Below are 15,560 nucleotides of genomic sequence, written 5' to 3'. Positions count from 1 at the left end.
TCCTGGCGGACATAGCCGAGGCGGATCAGGTCGGCGAGAAGGCGATGCGCGCCGCTCTTGGGCAGGCCGATCTCATCGGCCACCACGGTGACGCTGACGCCGCCCATCCGGGTCGACATCATTTCCAGCGTGCTCAATGCGCGGTCGAGAAGAGAGGCGGCCATGAGAAAATCCTGAACAATGTTCTTTTTAGAACATCGTTCAGTTTATGAGTCAACCCGCAACGGCGCGCTTGGAGATTCCTCCGCGCGAGGGTGAATGTGGCAGCGGTCGGCTCAGGCCGCGCGGCTCGCCACGACCGGGTGGCGCTCGCGCTGCCGGTCCTCCTCACGCGCATAGGCACGGCCGAAGCGGTTGGCGAGGAAGGCGTCGAGCGTGATGTCCTCCTGCCGGACAAAGCCGCGCTGCGGCAGCTCGCCCGCGGCGAGCAAGTCGAGCACCGCGCAAATGCCGGAGGCGGTGGTGATCTGGATGGCGCTGCGCATGATGCCGCCGACTTCGCGGCTATAGACCTTGTGGGCGTAGGTCTCCTGCACCAGCCGGCCGTTCTTCTGGCCGCTCACGGTGACGAAGATCACGACGACGTCCTGCAAGGTGCTCGGCAGGGCGTTCTCGAAAATGTCCTTGAGCACGTCGCGGCGATCGGCCAGGCGCAAATCCTGCAGCAGCGCCTTCATGATCGCGCAATGGCCGGGATAGCGGATGGTGCGGTAGTTCAGCGTCCGCACCTTGCCGGCCAGCGTCTCGCAGAGCGTGCCGAGCCCGCCAGACGTGTTGAAGGCCTCGTAGGTGATGCCGTCGAGCGAGAACTCCTCGCGCTCCTCCAGCGCCGGCACGAGCACGCGCTCGCCGCTAACTATCGCTTCACAGGGCTCGCAATACTCGTTGATGACCCCGTCCGTACTCCAGGTCAGGTTGTAGTTCAGCGCATTGGACGGGTATTGCGGCAGCGCGCCGACGCGGAGCCTCAGGCTGTCCAGCGCATCGAATCCGCCTGCCAGGTCGGCGGCGACGATCGAGATGAAGCCGGGCGCCAACCCGCATTGCGGGATGAAGGCGGCCTTGCTGGTCCTGGCCAGCTCCTTGACCCGCCTGGTGCTGGCGACATCCTCGGTCAGGTCGAGATAGTGCACGCCGAGCGGCGCGGCAGCCTCGGCGATCCGCGTCGTCAGGTCGTAGGGCGCGGCGCTGAGCACGGCAAAGCGGCCGGTTAGCAAGCGGGTCAGAGCGGTGGTGTCGGTGATGTCGATGGTCTGCGTCGCGACCGTCGCGCTGGTCGCTATCGCGGCGAGCTGCGCATTCGAGCGGTCGGCGACGGTGACGCGATAATCTCCGGTGGCGCCGAGCATGTCGGCGATGGTCGCGCCGATATTGCCGGCTCCGATGACGACGACGTCTTTCATGGCTGATCCCCCGGTTTCAGGCTCCCAGATTCGCTCGGGACGTCGTCGGATAGAAGCCACCAGCACGACGATTCATATGGGATTTTATGGCGAAGTGCCGTAAGCTTTCGTCATTATGTCGATGGACCAGACCGACCGGCAGCTTCTCGTGCTGCTCACCGAGAACGCCAGGGCGCCGGTGGCCGAACTCGGCCGCAAGCTCGGCCTTTCGCGCACGACGGTGCAGAGCCGCATCGAGCGGCTCGAACGCCGCGGCACCATCGCCGGCTATACGGCGCGGCTCTCCGACGAGCACGAGCGCGGGCAGGTCAAGGCTCACGTGCTGATCACCGCGCTGCCCAAGCTCGCGGCCGGCGTCGAGAGCGCCCTGCGCCGCATTCCGGAGGTTCGGACGCTGCATTCGGTCAGCGGCCAGTTCGACATGATCGCGATCGTCGTCGCGCCCTCGATCGGCGAGCTCGACCAGCTGATCGACCGCATCGGCGCGCTCGACGGCGTGGAACGGACGATCTCCTCGATCATCCTCTCGACGCGGATCGAGCGCTGAGCTCCACCGCCTAGCGCGCGAAGAGCGGGTCCTCGGTACGTCGCGGCTCCGCGTGCGAGCCTCCAAAGCCTGCTTCGATTTGCCAGAATCAAGCGCCGTCATCCCGGCAGAGCGCATACCCGTTCCGCTGCCCGGCGTTCCCTTGCCGAGCATCACGGATGTTGCGCCCGGCCGAGGCGACGGTCGCCGTTTCGCCTGAAACTGGTCGCAGCTTACAAACCCTAACGGCTTTCACAAGCCATAACGGGCTCACGGCCCGGGCGTCTGATTGGGTGTCCGGGCGGCACCAGAGATCGTCTCTGCCGCGGCCAGCGATCGCTGGCGGGAGGCACGTCATGGATTCCCTGGCTTCACTCGCCCCGCCCCCTGAGGGCGCAAGATCGCGGGATGCCCTGGTCGAGGCGCTTCTCGACGACGTCCGCAATGCGATGGAGCGCGATCCGGAAGCCGCTCACTCGGCGGCCGTGCGGCTGGTCTCCCTCCTCACCCCACAGGCTGCCGCGGAATCGGAGGTCGCTCGCGGCGGCCTGGCGCCGTGGCAGAAGCGCAAGGTCGATCGCTATCTCCAGGCGCACCTGCAGCACCCCCTGCGGCTGGACACGCTGGCCGAGCAGATCCCGCTCAGCGTCAGCCATTTCTGCCGCGCCTTCAAGGAAAGCTTCGGGACGACCCCGCATATGCACATCATCCGGTTGCGGCTGGAACTGGCGCAACGGCTGATGCTGACCACGCAGGACCCGCTCAGCCAGATCGCGCTGGCCTGCGGCCTGGCAGACCAGGCGCACCTCTCGAAGCTGTTCGGGCGCATGGTCGGCGAAGCCCCGAGCGCGTGGCGCCGACGCAACCTCACCGATGCCCAGGCAGACGCGGGAAGCCGACACTCGACGGCAAGCCAATCTGTCCGTGCCGCGCCGATGCGCGACTGCATGGCCCCGACACCCTGAACGCTGCTGGCGCGGGCTAAGCCGGCCTCCGCTTTGGAGGCCGGCGGAGACCTGCGTCAGCGCAGCGGCCTGAACGCGGCGCGGAGTTCGGCCGAGAACAGCGCCGGCTGTTCCCACGCGGCGAAATGGCCGCCCTTGTCGGCTACGTTGAAGTAGATGAGGTTGGCGTAGGTGCGCTCGGTCCAGCTCTTGGGCGCCTGGTAGATCTCGCCGGGGAAAACCGTCACTGCGACGGGGACTTTTGGGATCGGCCTGGCCGTGAAGGGCCCCCCGCCAAGCTGCGCGGCGTCCCAATAGGACCGCGAGGACGACGTCCCGGTATTGGTGAGCCAGTACAGCGTGATGTCGTCGAGCATCTCATCCGCCGTGAACACCTTTTCCGGTTCGCCGTTGCTGTATGTCCAGGTGGCGAACTTCTCGTAGAAGAAGGCGGCCATTCCCACCGGCGAGTCCGCCAACGCATAGCCCAGGGTCTGCGGGCGCGTGTTCATCATCTCGGCATAGCCGAAGCCATGGTTGTAGAAGACGTCGAGCGATGCGTAGGCGGCCTTCTCCGTCGCGGAAAAACCGGCCGGAACCGGCTGGCGGGTGCGGACGAGTTGCACCACCTCCGGGGGAACCGTGCCGGGCATGTTGGTATGGACGCCCAGCAGGCCAGACGGCGCCTGGACCGCCATGACTTCCGAGATGATCGCGCCCCAGTCGCCGCCTTGGGCGACGTAGCGCGTGTATCCCAGCCGCTGCATCAGCTCGTGCCAGGCGCGCGCGACGTGGGGAGGAGCCCAGTCGCCGTTGTTCGGCTTGCCCGAAAAGCCGTAGCCCGGATAGGTCGGCAGCACGAGGTGGAAGGCATCCTCCGCGCGTCCGCCATGGGCCGTGGGGTCGGTGAGCGGGCCGACTGTCTTCAGGAGTTCGAAGATCGAGCCGGGCCAGCCATGGGTCATGATCAGCGGCATGGCGTTGGCGTGAGGCGAGCGGATATGGGCGAACTGGATGTCGAGCCCGTCGATCTCGGTGATGAATTGCGGCAGGGCGTTCAGCCTGGCCTCGGCCTTGCGCCAGTCGTAACCCGCTCCCCAATAGCGCACGAGCGGCTCGATCTTCGCCAGCTGCACGCCCTGGGATTGATCGGCAACGGTCTCGCGCTCGGGCCAGCGCGTCGCGGCGACGCGGCGGCGCAGGTCGACGAGCGCCTCCTCCGGAATCTCGACGCGGAACGGACGGATCGCCGGGCGGTCGGCCGCGCCGGCGAGCTGGACGGGGAGCGCGCCGAAAGCTCCCGCCACGGCCGAGGCCGCGGCCACTGCCGTTGCAGAGGTGGCGAGAAAGCCGCGCCGCGTCGGCGGCAACAGGGCTGACGGCATGATGTTTCTCCTGGATGAAGTAAATTCTGGGAGCGGGCCATAGGTTCGCCCGCGCTTGTGTGTGTAATGCCGGCGTTGCGGCGGTTCTTTTCCAGGATTGCCGAAGATTGCCTGTAACGATCGTGTTCGACGCCTCGCGCGGTTACAAAGGAGACGCAGAATGCGCTCGACGAATGCTGCGACCGGCCCGGGCTTCGTGCGGTGCGGCGCCGGGCCCCGGTCTGGGGTGCGGCCGGGATCGGATCCGTGGCGGAAGCCGTCGCGGAGACAGGAGAGATGACGGTGCAGACGACGGACGCCGTCTTCTTCGGCCCTTTCAGCCTGATCGTGAGCGAACGGCTCCTGACCAGGGACGGCGCACCAGTCGAACTGGGCGCGCGAACCCTCGACACGCTGATCGCGCTGGTGTCCCGGCCCAACGAGGTCATCGGCAAGCGCGACCTGATGGCTCGGGTCTGGCCCGACGTCACCGTGGAGGAAGGCAGCCTGCGCTTCCACATCGCCGGCCTGCGCAAGGCGCTCGGCGATGGCAAGGACGGCGCGCGCTACATCGCGACCTTGCCCGGCCGGGGCTACTGCTTCGTCGCGCCACTCTCGTCTCCGGCAAACGGAGCCCGCAGGCCGGCAGCCACCAGCGTCCCTTTCAGGGGCGTGACCTTCCTGCCGGCGCGCCTGGAGCGCATGATCGGCCGGACGGATGCGGTCGCTGCGCTGTCGGCCCAGCTCGCGGCCTCGCGCTTCGTGACGATCGCCGGCTCCGGCGGCGTCGGGAAGACCACCGTTGCCGTCGCCGTCGCGCATGACCTGCTCGAAGGCTTCGACGGGGCGGCGCTGTTCGTCGATTTCGGCATGCTCAGCGACCCCGGCATCGTGCCGGTCGCCCTGGCGTCGATGCTCGGGATCTCGGTTCAATCCGACGATCCGATACCCAGCCTGATCGCCTATTTGCGCGACAGGCATTTCCTGCTGATCCTCGACAATTGCGAGCATGTCATCGAGGCAGCGGCGGGCCTGGCCGAGCGCATCTTCCTGGCCGCGCCGCAGGTCCATATCCTGGCGACGAGCCGCGAGCCCCTCAGGGTCGAGGGCGAGCACGTCCACAGGCTGGCGCCGCTGACCTTCCCGCCTGACGGTCCGGGCCTGACCGCCGCGGCGGCGCTGACCTTCCCCGCGACCCAGCTCTTCCTGGAGCGCGCCGCGGCGAGCGGCGCCCGCGTCGACCTCCGCGACGAGGATGCCGCGATCGTGGCGCGCATCTGCCGCAAGCTGGACGGCGTGGCGCTCGCGATCGAGCTGGCCGCCGGACGGGTCCAGGCCTACGGCCTGGAGCAGACCGCCGCGCTGCTCGACGAACGACTGACCCTGCTCTGGCTCGGGCAGCGCACCGCGCCCCCGCGTCAGAAGACCCTCCAGGCCACGCTGGACTGGAGCTACGGGCTCCTGTCCGAGCTGGAGCGCGCAGTACTGCGCCGGCTATCTATCTTCGCCGGCCATTTCACGCTCGCGGCGGCGCTGGCGGTCGCTTCCGACGCGGCCATCGACCAGGGTCGCGTGCTCGCCGCGATCGACAGCCTCGTCGCCAAGTCGATGGTCGCGACCCGGCCTGTCGGCGCGATGATGCGCTACCGGCTGCTCGATACGACGCGGGCCTACGCCCGGGAGCTCAGCGCCGCCGACGCCGATTTCGCCGATCTGGCCACGCGCCATGCCACCTATTACCGGCGCTGGCTGGAGCAGTCGGGAGCCGAATGGCCGAGCCTGCTCAACGCCGCGGCGGAGCGGGCGCCGCGCCTTGCCGACCTCAACAACGTGCGCGCGGCCCTGGAATGGTGCTTCGGCAGCAACGGCAATGCCGGGATCGGCGTCAGGCTCGCCGCGGCGGCGGCGCCGGTCTTCCTGGCGATGTCCCTGCTGACCGACTGCCAGCGCTGGTCGGAGCGCGCGGTGCTTGCCCTCGACGACGAGACGCGCGCCGGGCGCGAGGAGATGCATCTCCAGGCGGCGCTGGGGCTGTCGCTGATGTTCATTCGCGGCAGCACCGAAACGGCGCGCGTCGCCTTGGACAGAAGCCTCGCGATCGCCGAGGACAGGGGCGACGCCGTCGATCAATTGCAACTGCTGGCGCCACTGCACATCTTCCACCTGCGCCTCGGCGATTTCAAAACCGCGCTGCATTACGCCAGGCGCAGCTCCGCCGTCGCGGAGGCAATCGAGGACCCGGCCGCGCTCGCGCTGGCGCATTCCGTCCTGGGGATTTCGCTTCACATCACCGGCGACCTCGATGGCGCGCGCCGGGAGCTCGAGGCCGCATTGCGGCATGGGTCGAGCTTCCGCCGGGCCGGCACGGTCTATCTCGGCTTCGATCACCGCAATTGGGCCGGCATCGCGCTGGCAAGGACCCTGTGGCTGCAAGGCCATCCGGCCCAGGCCGTGGAACGCGCGCGCCAGACCGTTGCGGAGGCCGCGCGGATGGACCACCCGGTCGCGCTCTCCATCGCCCTGAACTGGGCCATCTCCGTGTTCCTCTGGACGGGCGATCTCCGGAGCGCCGAAGACTATACGGATTGGTTCATTTCGCGCGCCGAAACCCATTCGCTGACGCCCTATCTCGCGGTCGGCCGCGGTTACAAGGGGCAATTGGCCATCCGCCGCGGCGACGCCGAGGCTGGGGTCGAGAACCTGCTAGCCTCTCTGGAGACGCTCCACGCGGCGCGCTACGAGCTGGTGAGCACGGCCTTCAACATCTCGCTCGTCCGGGGACTTGCGGCGCTCGGCCGTTCCACCGAAGGCATCGCCGTGATCGACGAGGCGATCAGGCTGGTCGAGGCCAACGGCGACGCCTCCTACATGCCCGAACTGCTGCGCGTGAAGGCGATCGCTCTTCTCTCGCTGCCGCAACCCACGAGCGGCGACGCAGAAACCTGCCTTCGGCAGTCGCTGGACTTGAGCCGTCGTCAGGCCGCGCGGGCGTGGGAATTGCGCGCCGCGGTCGACCTCGCGGCATTATGGGCGGGCCAGGGCCGGCCCGATGCAGCCCGCGCGCTCCTGCAGCCGGTCTTCGCGCGGTTCGACGAAGGCTCGGATACAGCGGACCTGAAGGCCGCCGAGCGCCTGCTGGCCACGCTAGGCTAGATACTCAGCAATTTTGGGAAAAGCCCGGTCGGTTTCAGCAATATTCCCTGCGCGGCGTGCTGTAGCCCATCCTCAGAGTGCCGAGCCGCAAAGGCCTTCCCCGGCCGCGCCGGCGCCGTCTCCGAGGCCGCTGAGGATCCGTTCATGTCCGACCAGACCAACCCCGATCGCCGCCTGTTCCTGGGTGGCGCGGCAATGGCCATCGCCGCCGCCGAATTCGCCTTGACCGGCCCTGCGGCCGCCCAATCCGGCCGGACGACCCCGACGGGCGCGACGGGCGCGCAGACCTCGTTCGGCCCGCTGAAGCAGATCGACGCCGGTGTCCTGAATGTCGGCTATGCCGAGGCCGGCCCCGCCAATGGCCCGGTGGTCATCCTCCTGCATGGCTGGCCCTACGACATCCACACCTATGTCGACGTGGCGCCCTTGCTGGCCTCGGCCGGCTACAGGGTGATCGTCCCCTCGCTGCGCGGCTACGGCACGACGCGCTTCCTCTCCGGCGCCGCGGCCCGCAACGGCCAGCAGGCGGCGCTCGCCACTGATATCATCGCCCTGATGGACGCCCTCAAGATCGCGCAGGCGACCGTTGCCGGCTGCGACTGGGGTGCGCGGACGGCCAACATCGTCGCAGCGCTCTGGCCCGAGCGCTGCAAGGCCATGGTCTCCGTCAGCGGCTATCTGATCGGCAATGTCGAGGCCAACAAGATGCCCCTGCCGCCAAAGGCGGAGCTCGCCTGGTGGTACCAGTTCTACTTCGCCACGGAACGCGGCCGGGCCGGCTATGAGCAATACCGGCGCGAGTTCTCGAAGCTGATCTGGCAGCTCGCCTCGCCGAAATGGGATTTCGACGACGCCACCTTCGATCGCAGCGCGCCGGCTTTCGACAACCCCGACCATGTCGCCATCGTGATCCATAACTACCGCTGGCGCATCGGCCTGGCCGAGGGCGAGCGGAGCTATGACGAGCTGGAGAAGCGGCTCGCCGCAAGCCCGGACATCACCGTGCCGACCATCACGCTGGAGGGCGACGCCAACGGCGCGCCGCATCCCGACAGCAGCGCCTACGCGAAGAAGTTCACCGGCAAATACGCGCACCGGCTGATCGAGGGCGGCATCGGCCACAACCTGCCGCAGGAAGCGCCTCAAGACTTCGCCGCTGCCGTGATCGATGTCACCAGGCTCTGACTTTTAGCCCAGCTATCGGGCGTAGGCGCGCCGGAACCCACCCCGCCCTCCCCGTCAAAGCAGCGTTTCCGGACGAAGGACCTCATCATGCTCAACAAGACGCCAGGAGCGCAGCTAGAGCATCGGACCGAAAAGTGGAATCCGGTTTTCGGGATAATCCGATGCAATAACAAAGGCCTAGATCGCCACTTTGCGTCCGATAGGACGCACGGCGATCTAGCCAATCGAGCCGACAGGTCAGGGAGTTCTGACGATGACCGCCATAATTCATAACGCCCTCCTCACGGAGGCCCTGACAGCGCATGGCGGCGTTGAGCGTTGGCGCACCTACAACGGGCTGTCGTCGACCATCGTACCGGGCGGTCGCTTATGGGGGCTGAAGGGCATCGACATGCCGCCGATCCCGCGCGTCGCCACCACCGAGCTACGGCGGCAATGGATGTCCGTCACTCCGTTTGGCGATCCTGACTGGACCATGACTTGGCAACCGGAGAAGGTCGTCATCGAGACCGGCGCGGGCGATGTCATCGCTGAGCGGGAGAGCCCCAGGGAAGCCTTCGCAGGCCACGCGTACGATACATTGTGGGACCCGCTCCACCTCGCCTACTTCAACGGCTACGCCATGTGGACCTACCATGCGCTGCCCTTCTTGCTCGCCGAGCCGGGGTATGAGGTGGTCGACGTCCCGTCCGTAACACACGATGGCGAGACGCTTCGCGGGCTCGGCGCGCGCTTTCCCGACGGGATCCACACGCACACGCAGCAGCAGACCTTCTATTTCGGCGCGGATGGGCTGCTGCGACGGCATGACTATGAGGTGGACGTCTGGGCCCGCACCTCAGCCGCCCACTTCTTGAGCGACTATATCGAAGTAGACGGCTTCCACCTCCCAACCAAACGCAGGGTTCACCCGCGTGCCTCGGACGGAACCATTCAGTACGAGTTCGACACGGTCAGCGTGGACATGTCCGAATACGTACTGCGCTAAACGGCCCCCGACCCTCGCGAATGGCGCCGTCGCGGAACGGGTACCGGGAGCTGGCCGTCGTCCGGCCGCCGAACGCAGCTTCCTCCAGTCCTGCCGCGGCACCTCCGGCTGCCACCGGAGCCGTCAAGACCTGCTCCCCGCAAGAGCTTTCATTCTCGCCTCCACAGTTTCGTAGCCACTGCACCCGGCGCGATGGTGCGTCGACCAACCAGAGAAGGTCCAAAGTCATGATCAAGCCAGAGAAGGTGATCTACACCGCCAAGACCCACACCACCGGCGGGCGCGATGGCGTGTCGCGCAGCAGCGACGGCCGGCTCGACGTCAAGCTGTCCACACCAGGCGGAGCCGGCACCGGCACCAATCCGGAGCAGCTGTTCGCCGCCGGCTGGTCGGCCTGCTTCGAGGGGGCGATGGGGCTCGCCGCACGCAAGATGAAAGTCGCGCTCCCGCCCGATCTGGCCATCGACGCCGAAGTGGATCTGGGCACGACCGAGGGCGCCTATCTCCTCCAGGCCCGCCTGAACGTCAGCATCCCCGGCGTGGACCGGGAGACCGCGCAGGCCCTGGTCGATGCCGCGCATCAGACCTGCCCGTACTCCAAGGCGACGCGCGGCAACATCGACGTCGTCATCAACCTGGTCTGAGCAGGCCTTGCTGTCTCAGATGGGCGGGATGCGCCTCAGCGACCTTCTTCACCCCGGCCAATCCGGCCGGGCGTGCTGACGATCCTGAAGCCTTGCATCCTGCCGGCCCTGCCCGTCGCCCCGGCACGCGATGGCACCACCCGAGCCGCTCAGCTGGGCCGAAGCCGCAACGGGGGCGCCGCAGCTTCGGCCCAACGGTTCAAGCCGCCTGGCGTGAGATCTGGGCAGTGTGCCGAGCCACGATTTCGGCTTCGTCCCGCACCGCCTTTTGGACCGACGGAAGCGCATCCATGCGCGCCTTCCACGCCATGACGTGATTGAGGTGGTCTATACGGGCGCCGGAGCGCTCGTGCCAGAAGGTCCCCCACAGATAAGCGTCGGCGACGGTCAGCCTGTCGCCCTCCAAGAACGGCCGGCCGTCGGCGAGGCGGTCGTCGAAGACCTTATAGGCAGTGACGATCTTGCTGCGGGCCCAGGCGATGCCCTCTTCGGTCATCAGCTTGCGCATCAGCGGAATATGCTTCTGCGCAATCTCGGTCGCGATGAAGACGAGCAACTGCTCGTGCCTCACCCGGTCGAGCGTCCCGCGCGCCGGGAGTAGTCCCGCCTCGGGGTGCTGATCCGCGAGATATGACGCCAGGACGATCGTTTCAGTGAGCGGTTCATGCTTGCCGTCGTCGAGCACCAGCACCGGCACATAGCCAAGCGGATTGACCGTGAGGAAATCGTCATTGTTCGACGTCGTCTTGCCGGCGACGTCATAATGGATCAGCTCCAGATTCAGGCCGAGTTCGTTGGCGATGATCTGCACAGCTTCGGAGCAGGTCTTGTTCGCAATGTAGAGTTTCATGACAGGTGCCTTTCGCGATCATCTTTGCGATGGCCCTGATCTAATCGGCCCAAGCCAGGCGATAAACGGTGCATTGGGCGCTTCTGTGTCTCTCCATGAGAGACAATAGGGTTTGGTCCTCGCCGACCCTATTGATGCCGCCATTCGCTCGGCGTCGCAGGACAGGTAGGTGCCGGATTCTTCAGCTGAATGTACCCGCCGCCAGTAAATCCCGGCGGCTTCGCGCATAGCGCGAAGCGGGCCCGGTTCTCTGGAATTTCCGGAGTTGAGCCCGGGCGCACTGGCAATTTGCGAGACCCCCGAGGACGCAGTCCGGCAAGGCTCCGGCGAGCGGATCAGCGGATGAACTGGTCGACGTAGTCCGCGCCCAGCCCGTTCTGCGCGTAATGCGCCCTGCACTTGTCGAGGCGCGTGAAGACGTCGTCATAGCCGGTGTTGCGGCCGTCGGGATCGACGTAGATCATTGCGCCGTTGACCTGGAAGAGCGTGATCATCTCCTCGACATGGGCGTCGACGACGAGCGTGTGGGTCTCGCCCGGCGCCTCGTAGGCATAGCTGCCCTCCGTCGCGATCCAGTCATGCTCGAGATAGCGCCATTCGCCCTTGATGACGTAGGCATGGACCGGCATCGGGTGGCGATGGCGCGAGAGCACGCCGGACTTGCGCACGCGCAGCAGGTTCATCCAGTAGCCGCGCGACACGCACAGGCACAGCGGCCGGAACCAGACGTTGTCTTCGACAGGCACCCAGATCCGCTCATCGGTCGGGATGGCGTTCGGAACGATCAGCTCCGGCGGCGATTCCTTCGGCTGCGGATGCTTGTAGGGCTGCCATTTCTCGTTCGTCGAAACCGTGTCGACCATGTTTGCTCTCCTCGGCCCCGGCGGTGCCGGGGCCATATCGTTGCTGGGTTGGGCCATGGCGGCCCGGGCTACGCGCCACTCAGGAGCGGAGGAACTGCTCGACGGCGTCCCACATGCGGTGACGGTAGATGCCGAGTGGCGTGCTGTGGGCGAGGCCGGGCAGGATGGCGATGCGCTTGTCCCCGGCCGGCAGGCGCTGGAAGAAGGCGAGCACGTCCTCGACGGTGGCGATACCGTCATGCTCGCCGCGGACGATCAGCGTCGGGGCGGCGATCTTCTCGGGATCGACGATCGGCAGCTTGGTCGTCATGTCGAGATAGGTGCCGGTCGGCACCGAATCGGCATAGGCGCACTGGGCCTCGGCGCAGGCCTCGATCACCGCCTGCTCGCTGGTCCCAGGCAGGTCGCGGGTGAAGATGCTCTCGATGAACTTGCGGTCGATCGGGCGCCGGTTATGGGTGCGGAAGAATTCGATGCCCTCGCGCCGCTTGCCCAGCGTCGGCGAGTCCTTGCCGGTCCAGACGAAGGCGTCGAGCACGAGCCGCGCGACGCGCTCCGGCGCCGCCTGCGCGAAGCCCGCGGCGCGCAGGGCCCCCGAGGACAGTCCGTAGACGTGGAAGGAGGTCGCGCCGGTGAGGCGCGTGATCTCGTCCGTCGCCGCGATCAGGTCGGCGACGCCCGTGGCGATGTCCGAGTTGCCCTCGGTGATCGTCGAGTGGCCATAGCCTTCGTGATCGAGCGTCCAGACGTCCCAGCCTCGCCGTGCCAGCCAGTCCATGAAGGAATAATCCGGGCAGCCCGGCACCGTCAGGTCGAAGCTCGGCAGCGAGGACATGGACGAGCCATGCACCAGGATGACCGCCGGCCGGCCAGCCTCCGGCGCCGGCCCGGCCAGCCGCTTGCGCCAGAGGAAGAGGGACACAGCGCCTTTAGAGGCGCGGTGCTCTTCTCCGATGATCTCGGTCATCGTCATGTCCTTATTTCTTCGGCAGGAATTCGTTGGTGAAGGTCTTGGCGAGCTCGAGCGGGTGGTCGCCGCTCGGCTTGAGATAGTCGGCGGTCGCCTTGGCCTGCGCCTCGGACATCACGCCGTCCTTGCTCCAGGCCTGGTTCAGGAGCTTGAAGAGCTCGCGGTTCATCGCGTCGCTCATCTCCGGGTATTCCTTCTTCATCGCCGCCAGCGCCCGTTCAGGCTCGTCCTTGATGATGCGCTGCGCCTCGGCGAACACGGCCGTGACCTTGCCGAGCAGGTCGCGTTTCTTGGCGACGGACTCAGGCGTGGCGGTGAGCGACATGTAGATCATGTCGTTGAAGGTCGGGACCTCGCCGCCGATGAAGTCGAGATAGACGCCGCCGACATTCTGCTCGCGCGCAATCAGGCCCGCCGGTTCGGGCACGACCGCGGCATCGATCAGTCCGCGCTTCAGCGCGGCGATGTAGGAGCCCGTGTCGGCGCCGCTGAACACCATGCTGACATCGCTGGCCGACATGCCGTCGAGCGCGATCAGCGCGCGCGTCAGCTTGTCGCCGGAGCCGCCCTGGGCTGGCACGCCGATGCGCTTGCCCTTGAGCAGCCTGATCTTGGCGTCGGGGTTGAGACCCTTCGCCTCGGCGACCAGCGCGGTGCTGGCGATGACGTTGCTGGTCGGCCGGTTGACCAGGTTGAAGAAGGAGACCATCGGCTTGCCCTGGACTGCCGCGGCCAGGACGTGCTCGTAGCTGACAACGCCGAAATCGACGTTGCCGCTGAGGATGGCCTGCAGCGCGAGCGGGCCGCCGCCGACGACGGTCACCGTGGGCTCCAGGCCGTATTTCTGGAAGATCTTCTCCTGCTGGGCGATGTAGAGCCCGGCGGCATAGTAGCTATGACCGATATTGACGATCTTCACCGGCTCGGCCTTGGCACTGAGCGCGCTTGCGAGCAAGCTCGCGCCCGCGACGAGTATTCCGAATAGTTTCATTGTTCTTCCCTCCCTGTTTTTGGATTTATCGGTTGAGCACTCTCCAGTGATCCAGGCGCGAATGCGCCATTTCGATGAGCTGGTTGAGGATCACAGCGAGGATGCCGATGACGAAGAGCACGGCGAAGACGCCGGCGGTGTCGAACTGGGCGCCCGAGAGCTGCACGAGGTAGCCGAGCCCGTAGGAGGACGCGATCATCTCGCCGATGACCGCGCCGATCAGGGCGTTCGGCAGCGCGACCTTGAAGCCGGTGAAGATCCACGCGACCGAGGAGGGCAGGATCACCTTGCGCAGCAATTGGCCGCGCGTCGCCTTCATCAGGCGCACCGTGTCGAGCAGGTCCTCGTCGACGTCCTTGATGCCCTGGTAGGTGTTGATGAACACGATGAACAGGGTGAGGATCGCCGCCAGCGCGATCTTCGACTCGAGCCCGAGCCCGAACCAGAGCACGAAGAGCGGCGCCAGCGCCACTTTCGGCAGGGCGTTGAGCGCCCAGAGGAACGGGTTCAGCAGGCGCGAGTAGAAGCGCGACATCCCCAGCCAGATGCCGAGCAGGACGCCCATCGAGGCGCCGATCATGAAGCCCGCGATGGTCTCGTAGATCGTCGCCGCGATGTGCTGGAAGATCGAGCCGTTGGCCGTCCAGGTGTAGAGGCGGCGGAAGACGTCGATCGGGTTGGAGACGAAGAAATCGTCGACCAGCCGGCCGGACGCGCCCTGCCACATGAACAGCACAACGACGGCGAGCAGGAACTGGAAGCCCAGCATCGCGCTGTCGCCGAATTCGGAGCGCTCGTCCTGGGCCGGTTCGGGGAGGACGGACGTGACGTCGCCGGTTCGCTCGGCCGCGCTCATAGCCGGTCCTCCTTGTACTCCTGGCGGAGCTGCTCCCAGATGTCGTTGTAGATTTCGCCGAACTGCTCGGTGAAGCGGACGTTCAGCACGTCGCGCGGGAAGGGCAGGTCGACGTCGCGCGAGTACCGGATCGTCCCGGGCCGCCGCGAGCAGATCACCACCTTGGTCGAGAGCGTGATCGCCTCGACGAGGTCATGGGTGACGAACAGCACGGTCTGCCCGTACTCCTCCTTGATCGAGAGCAGCAGCTGGTGCATCGCGAGCTTCAGCTGTGCGTCAAGCGCGCCGAACGGCTCGTCCAGCAGCAGGGTCTCGGGCCGCGCCAGCAGCATGCGGGCCAGGCCGACGCGCTTGCGCATGCCGCCCGAAAGCTCGCTCGGCAGCTTCTCCTCGAAGCCGTCGAGCCCGACGCGCCTGATCAGCTCCTCGGCCGCGCGCTCGCGCTGCGCCTTGGGCACGCCCTGGATCTCGAGCGGCAGCGAGACGTTGTCGCGGACGTTGCGCCAGGGCAGCAGGTTGTCCTTCTGCGTCATGTAGCCGACGGAGGTGTTGACCGCCGTCACCCGCTCGCCGCGGTACTCGACCCTGCCGGTCGTCGGCCGGTAGAGGCCGGAGATCATGTTCAGCAGCGTCGACTTCCCGCAGCCCGACGGGCCGATCACGGCGACGATCTCGCCCTCGCCGATGCTGAGGCTGAGGTTGCGGACGGCCTCGACCGGCTCGCCCTTCTGCCGAAAGGTCTTACTGATGGATGCGAGCTCGATCATGCTCATCTGTCAGGGCTCCCGTCCCCGGCGCCGGATGGCCCCGGCGGAACGCTTTT

General features: G+C 66.8%; 15 protein-coding genes. 6 read left to right on the top strand and 9 right to left on the bottom strand.

Annotated features, from left to right (window positions below; all coding sequences use genetic code 11):
- Both DWF00_RS30070 and DWF00_RS01990 read right to left on the bottom strand, forming a co-directional pair.
- Positions 1-164, bottom strand: a 164-nt coding sequence (locus DWF00_RS30070; protein ID WP_147283678.1) for a helix-turn-helix domain-containing protein, incomplete at its 3' end; no start/stop codon positions are given.
- 111 nt (positions 165-275) lie between these two features.
- Positions 276-1,403, bottom strand: coding sequence for a saccharopine dehydrogenase family protein (locus tag DWF00_RS01990; protein WP_114828849.1), 1,128 nt, complete (start codon positions 1,401-1,403; stop codon positions 276-278).
- Between the two features lie 121 nt (positions 1,404-1,524).
- Here DWF00_RS01990 and DWF00_RS01985 point away from each other — a divergent pair, with 121 nt between their 5' ends.
- Together DWF00_RS01985 and DWF00_RS01980 are read left to right on the top strand one after the other, a co-directional pair.
- Positions 1,525-1,950, top strand: coding sequence for an Lrp/AsnC family transcriptional regulator (locus DWF00_RS01985; RefSeq protein WP_425453042.1), 426 nt, complete (start codon positions 1,525-1,527; stop codon positions 1,948-1,950).
- A gap of 335 nt (positions 1,951-2,285) precedes the next feature.
- Complete coding sequence (locus DWF00_RS01980) at positions 2,286-2,894, top strand: helix-turn-helix domain-containing protein (protein ID WP_181832593.1); 609 nt, start codon at positions 2,286-2,288, stop codon at positions 2,892-2,894.
- Positions 2,895-2,950: 56 nt separating this feature from the next.
- Here the strand turns inward: DWF00_RS01980 and DWF00_RS01975 are convergent, their stop codons facing one another.
- On the bottom strand, positions 2,951-4,258 hold the full coding sequence (locus DWF00_RS01975) for an epoxide hydrolase family protein (protein ID WP_114828846.1): 1,308 nt from the start codon (positions 4,256-4,258) through the stop codon (positions 2,951-2,953).
- A 276-nt stretch (positions 4,259-4,534) separates the two neighbouring features.
- On the opposite strand from DWF00_RS01975, the gene DWF00_RS01970 reads away from it, so the two are divergent.
- The 4 genes from DWF00_RS01970 to DWF00_RS01955 all read left to right on the top strand — a co-directional run bounded on the left by DWF00_RS01970 (position 4,535) and on the right by DWF00_RS01955 (position 10,207).
- The gene (locus DWF00_RS01970; RefSeq protein ID WP_114828845.1) at positions 4,535-7,390 is read left to right on the top strand and encodes an ATP-binding protein; all 2,856 of its coding nucleotides are present in this window, start codon (positions 4,535-4,537) and stop codon (positions 7,388-7,390) included.
- Between the two features lie 144 nt (positions 7,391-7,534).
- Positions 7,535-8,575, top strand: coding sequence for an alpha/beta fold hydrolase (locus DWF00_RS01965; protein WP_114828844.1), 1,041 nt, complete (start codon positions 7,535-7,537; stop codon positions 8,573-8,575).
- Positions 8,576-8,828: 253 nt separating this feature from the next.
- A complete protein-coding gene (locus DWF00_RS01960; RefSeq protein WP_114828843.1) occupies positions 8,829-9,563 on the top strand; it encodes a hypothetical protein in 735 nt (244 codons plus the stop codon).
- A gap of 227 nt (positions 9,564-9,790) precedes the next feature.
- Positions 9,791-10,207 carry an organic hydroperoxide resistance protein gene (locus tag DWF00_RS01955; RefSeq protein ID WP_114828842.1) on the top strand — a complete coding sequence of 139 codons (417 nt, stop codon included), beginning with the start codon at positions 9,791-9,793 and terminating at the stop codon, positions 10,205-10,207.
- Between the two features lie 199 nt (positions 10,208-10,406).
- On the opposite strand, the gene DWF00_RS01950 is transcribed toward DWF00_RS01955, so the two are convergent.
- The 6 genes from DWF00_RS01950 to DWF00_RS01925 all read right to left on the bottom strand — a co-directional run bounded on the left by DWF00_RS01950 (position 10,407) and on the right by DWF00_RS01925 (position 15,510).
- Positions 10,407-11,057 (bottom strand): glutathione S-transferase family protein, encoded by a 651-nt coding sequence (locus tag DWF00_RS01950; protein WP_114828841.1) that lies wholly within the window; start codon positions 11,055-11,057, stop codon positions 10,407-10,409.
- Positions 11,058-11,392: 335 nt separating this feature from the next.
- A complete protein-coding gene (locus DWF00_RS01945; protein WP_114828840.1) occupies positions 11,393-11,920 on the bottom strand; it encodes a 2,4'-dihydroxyacetophenone dioxygenase family protein in 528 nt (175 codons plus the stop codon).
- 79 nt (positions 11,921-11,999) lie between these two features.
- The gene (locus tag DWF00_RS01940) at positions 12,000-12,887 is read right to left on the bottom strand and encodes an alpha/beta hydrolase (RefSeq protein ID WP_114828876.1); all 888 of its coding nucleotides are present in this window, start codon (positions 12,885-12,887) and stop codon (positions 12,000-12,002) included.
- Between the two features lie 10 nt (positions 12,888-12,897).
- On the bottom strand, positions 12,898-13,881 hold the full coding sequence (locus DWF00_RS01935) for an ABC transporter substrate-binding protein (RefSeq protein ID WP_114828839.1): 984 nt from the start codon (positions 13,879-13,881) through the stop codon (positions 12,898-12,900).
- A gap of 25 nt (positions 13,882-13,906) precedes the next feature.
- On the bottom strand, positions 13,907-14,737 hold the full coding sequence (locus DWF00_RS01930; protein WP_114828838.1) for an ABC transporter permease: 831 nt from the start codon (positions 14,735-14,737) through the stop codon (positions 13,907-13,909).
- The gene (locus DWF00_RS01925) at positions 14,734-15,510 is read right to left on the bottom strand and encodes an ABC transporter ATP-binding protein (RefSeq protein WP_245973705.1); all 777 of its coding nucleotides are present in this window, start codon (positions 15,508-15,510) and stop codon (positions 14,734-14,736) included. The genes DWF00_RS01930 and DWF00_RS01925 overlap by 4 nt, the downstream gene beginning before the upstream one ends.
- Positions 15,511-15,560: the final 50 nt, after the last annotated feature.

Origin of the sequence: Allobosea caraganae, assembly GCF_003351345.1 — a bacterium.
In the GTDB taxonomy this organism is placed as follows: Bacteria; Pseudomonadota; Alphaproteobacteria; order Rhizobiales; family Beijerinckiaceae; genus Allobosea; species Allobosea caraganae.
This window is presented reverse-complemented; position numbering and strand designations above follow the sequence as displayed.

Coding starts and splice junctions, on each gene's coding strand:
- DWF00_RS01940 (WP_114828876.1), bottom strand. CDS start 12,887: ATGACCGAGATCATCGGAGAAGAGCACCGCGCCTCTAAAGGCGCTGTG.
- DWF00_RS01935 (WP_114828839.1), bottom strand. CDS start 13,881: ATGAAACTATTCGGAATACTCGTCGCGGGCGCGAGCTTGCTCGCAAGC.
- DWF00_RS01975 (WP_114828846.1), bottom strand. CDS start 4,258: ATGCCGTCAGCCCTGTTGCCGCCGACGCGGCGCGGCTTTCTCGCCACC.
- DWF00_RS01965 (WP_114828844.1), top strand. CDS start 7,535: ATGTCCGACCAGACCAACCCCGATCGCCGCCTGTTCCTGGGTGGCGCG.
- DWF00_RS01985 (WP_425453042.1), top strand. CDS start 1,525: ATGGACCAGACCGACCGGCAGCTTCTCGTGCTGCTCACCGAGAACGCC.
- DWF00_RS01950 (WP_114828841.1), bottom strand. CDS start 11,057: ATGAAACTCTACATTGCGAACAAGACCTGCTCCGAAGCTGTGCAGATC.
- DWF00_RS01945 (WP_114828840.1), bottom strand. CDS start 11,920: ATGGTCGACACGGTTTCGACGAACGAGAAATGGCAGCCCTACAAGCAT.
- DWF00_RS01925 (WP_245973705.1), bottom strand. CDS start 15,510: ATGAGCATGATCGAGCTCGCATCCATCAGTAAGACCTTTCGGCAGAAG.
- DWF00_RS01955 (WP_114828842.1), top strand. CDS start 9,791: ATGATCAAGCCAGAGAAGGTGATCTACACCGCCAAGACCCACACCACC.
- DWF00_RS01970 (WP_114828845.1), top strand. CDS start 4,535: ATGACGGTGCAGACGACGGACGCCGTCTTCTTCGGCCCTTTCAGCCTG.
- DWF00_RS01980 (WP_181832593.1), top strand. CDS start 2,286: ATGGATTCCCTGGCTTCACTCGCCCCGCCCCCTGAGGGCGCAAGATCG.
- DWF00_RS01990 (WP_114828849.1), bottom strand. CDS start 1,403: ATGAAAGACGTCGTCGTCATCGGAGCCGGCAATATCGGCGCGACCATC.
- DWF00_RS01930 (WP_114828838.1), bottom strand. CDS start 14,737: ATGAGCGCGGCCGAGCGAACCGGCGACGTCACGTCCGTCCTCCCCGAA.
- DWF00_RS01960 (WP_114828843.1), top strand. CDS start 8,829: ATGACCGCCATAATTCATAACGCCCTCCTCACGGAGGCCCTGACAGCG.